The sequence below is a fragment of the Clostridium sp. SGI.024 genome (assembly GCF_050315195.1).
Lineage (GTDB): Bacteria > Bacillota > Clostridia > Clostridiales > Clostridiaceae > Clostridium.
The window spans coordinates 1-3,215 of the sequence record NZ_JBNPON010000121.1; the positions used below are offsets into that span (position 1 = coordinate 1).

2 protein-coding genes and 1 pseudogene are annotated in these 3,215 nt (G+C 24.9%); 2 read left to right on the top strand and 1 reads right to left on the bottom strand.

Annotated elements, in window-relative coordinates; genetic code table 11:
- Positions 1-811: 811 nt before the first annotated feature.
- Both ACQRD5_RS16865 and ACQRD5_RS16870 read left to right on the top strand, forming a co-directional pair.
- Positions 812-1,582 (top strand): annotated as a pseudogene (locus tag ACQRD5_RS16865) (DNA adenine methylase).
- Positions 1,572-1,871, top strand: coding sequence for a hypothetical protein (locus ACQRD5_RS16870; protein WP_427747092.1), 300 nt, complete (start codon positions 1,572-1,574; stop codon positions 1,869-1,871). The pseudogene ACQRD5_RS16865 and the gene ACQRD5_RS16870 overlap by 11 nt, the downstream one beginning before the upstream one ends.
- A gap of 137 nt (positions 1,872-2,008) precedes the next feature.
- Here ACQRD5_RS16870 and ACQRD5_RS16875 read toward each other — a convergent pair whose 3' ends face one another.
- Positions 2,009-2,884: a S24 family peptidase gene (locus tag ACQRD5_RS16875; protein WP_427747093.1), complete on the bottom strand. Its 876-nt coding sequence runs from the start codon at positions 2,882-2,884 to the stop codon at positions 2,009-2,011.
- Positions 2,885-3,215 lie beyond the last annotated feature (331 nt).

Below are 3,215 nucleotides of genomic sequence, written 5' to 3' on the forward strand. Positions count from 1 at the left end.
ATAAGAAGATATTACCACATAATAAATACAAATACAATAGATAAGTATATGTATTATTTGGGTACGCAAATGTATTATTTAATAATATTTTGGGTACGTAAATGTATTATTTAGGTACGCAAATGTATTATTTAATAATATTTTAGGTACGTAAATGTATTATTTAGGTACGCAAATGTATTATTTTAAATTTAAAACCTAGTAATATCAATAGTTTTGGCCTGCTCTAAAACATATAAAACAATATATAGTAAACATATAAAACAACAACTTTGTGATGTTGTCTCATAGGTGTTAAGAAATATATTATAGGTACGTAAATGTATTATTTAAATATTTGAGTTTACAGATATAAAAAATGAAAGTGAAAAATTCTTAATACCTAGTCTTCTATAGTTATTAAGAATTTTTTCATAGGTACGTAAATGTATTATTTAAAAATGAGAATTAATAATTATATTCGTAACATTTAGTTTAATTTAGATACGTAAAGATAATATTTAAATTATTTTAGGTATGTAAAACTCGTATTTAAAATTTTAAACCTAGTTACATCAAGGATTAGAATGGTGCCTAAAACATATAAAACAACAACTATCGGTTGCGGTAGTATTTTTAATATTGGAAATATTCTGTTATTTTATTGACAATGAGAACGTAAGTTCTATAAAATAGATAAAAAATGAGTTTGAAAAATATTGTTGTTAAACAAACTGAATTAAAGATGAAACAAAATGAAACGAATATGAAATTAAGCAAAGAGAAAACAGTTTAAAATAAATATATAAATAATTTAGAGGAAGTGATACAAATGAAGCCACCAATTAGTAGAATGGGCGGGAAAAGCAAACTTAAGAAAATAATAACGGAGAAAATACCTAAGGATCATCTATGTTATGTTGAGCCATTTTTCGGAGCTGGGTGAATATATTTTGAAAAAGAAGAAAGCAAGGTAGAAGTTATAAATGATAAAGATAGAGAGCTTATAAATCTTTTTAGGATGATAAAAGAACATCCAGGAGAAGTCGAAAGATTATTAGATTTTGAGTTCATAAGTAGAGATAAGTTCACACAATATAAGTCTATAGATGTAGAAGGATTAACTGAAATACAGAGAGCAGTACGCTTTTTATATATAATTAGTAATAGCTTTGCATCTAAGGGAGTATCCTTTGGATATACAGCTATAGGAAAGCCTTGCCAGAAGATCTATGATGTTCAAAATGAATTGATGCTATTAAGAGATAGATTAAAAAATACAATAGTTGAAAATAAAGATGCTATAGAGATTATAAAAAAATATGATAGGCTAACAACTTTTTATTTTTGCGATCCACCATATTTGGGAACTTCAGGATATGGTGCAGAAGCTAAATTTACTTTAGAAGATCATATAAGATTAAGAGATAAATTATCAAATATATCAGGAAAATTTCTGCTTACAATAAATGATTGTGAAGAGATTAGAAAATTATATAAAGACTTTCATATTCAAGAAGTAATGGTGCATTATTCAGTTTCAAGACAACAAGCAGCAAGAAAAGAATATGGGGAGTTGATGATCACCAATTATGAGAATTAGTGATAATGATAAGATGTTAATAGATTATTACCAAAGATTAAAGAGAAGAAAGCAACTGAAGAATGAAATAGATATATTAGAAAATAGTAGAAAACAGCTAGAGTGTTATTCGATGGGAGTATATAGGCAAAGTATAATAAATAGAATTAATGCAAATAAAGAGTTATTAGCAAAAAAGAATCTAGAATATAATATTTTACTAGAAGATACTCTAAAGATTGAGTCAATTATTTTAGTACTCGATGAGGAAGATAAAGAAATATGTGATATGAGATTTAACAAGCAATAGGAGAATCTCTTTGCCTTAGTAAATCTACAGTTTGTAGAAAAGTAAAAAGTATTATTAATAAAATTAGCAAAGAATTAGAGTAAGAAGCTCCACCTTACTTACTCAATTCTTTATTAAATTGGAGTTATAAATTATCATTAAAGATAATCGGATAATCTACCAATAACTTTACCTTGTATACATATATCTTTATGTCTAAAGGTTTGAATTTTATGTTTAGGATTAGTACTTTCAGGAATTAAAGTGATATACTCGTCATCTATTTCTAATCTTTTTATAGTGGCATCAGATCCAACTCTTGCAATGACTATATCTCCAGGAGCGACACAGGAAGTATTTTCAACTAGTATAATCTCACCATCTTTATAAAGCTTATTCATACTATCTCCACTAATGTGTAAAACATAATATCCTTTAGAGGAATTGAGATTATCTTCAGGAATAGATACAAATTCCATATTATCTTCATATGTTAAAGAAATTTTACCTGCAGGTATAGGACCGAAATCTTTAATTTCACGATAAATTTGTTCTTTTTTAGAAGAATTTAAATCGATTATATTAGGAACTAGTTCATCTGTATATTCTTCATTAGATTTATTAACTTCTTTAAAATTAATAACTTTATCTTTATTTAAATAGGAAAGCAACCTATCAATTTCTTCGATTTTTCTTGGAATATCAATAGTACAAATCCTATTTAATATTTCTTTTTCTTCTATATAGCATTGTTTTTTATATTCTAAGTCTATTTTTAAATTATCTATAGAGAATAAATCTATATTAAAGTCAGACGACTTTGTATCAAATAAATCATCTGAAATAAGTTTATCAATAGATATATTAAAGAAATCAGATAATTTTATTAATATAGATAAAGTAGGCTCACTTTTTCCAGATTCATAATATGATAAGACAGATCTAGAGATACCAATTTTTTGGGCTAAAAAATCTTGTTTTAAATTAAAACTTTTTCTCAAGTTAAATAAATTTTTGGAAAAAGTTGAATTCATAAAATCACCTCACATTAATAATACAAGAAAAAAAACAATGCATAAAAAAAAATCGATATTTAGACTAAAAATAAAAAGTGTAAATATATTGACAAAAATATGAGGATAATATATATTTTTAATATGGCATTAATTTATAAACTAAATAACAAGTAAGTTAATTGATTTTATAAATTAATTAATGAATGAATTCACCCTAAATGGGGTAGGTATTCTATTCAAAGATATATCTTATCTTTGATGAAATCATATTTTTAACATAGGAAATATTAAAAAAATGTCCATTTTGGCAAAAAACTAAAATGGTTGATTAAATTCACCCTTTTTTAGG

Excerpts from the sequence above, each read along its gene's own strand:
- ACQRD5_RS16870 (WP_427747092.1), top strand. The coding sequence starts at position 1,572 with ATGAGAATTAGTGATAATGATAAGATGTTAATAGATTATTACCAAAGA.
- ACQRD5_RS16875 (WP_427747093.1), bottom strand. The coding sequence starts at position 2,884 with ATGAATTCAACTTTTTCCAAAAATTTATTTAACTTGAGAAAAAGTTTT.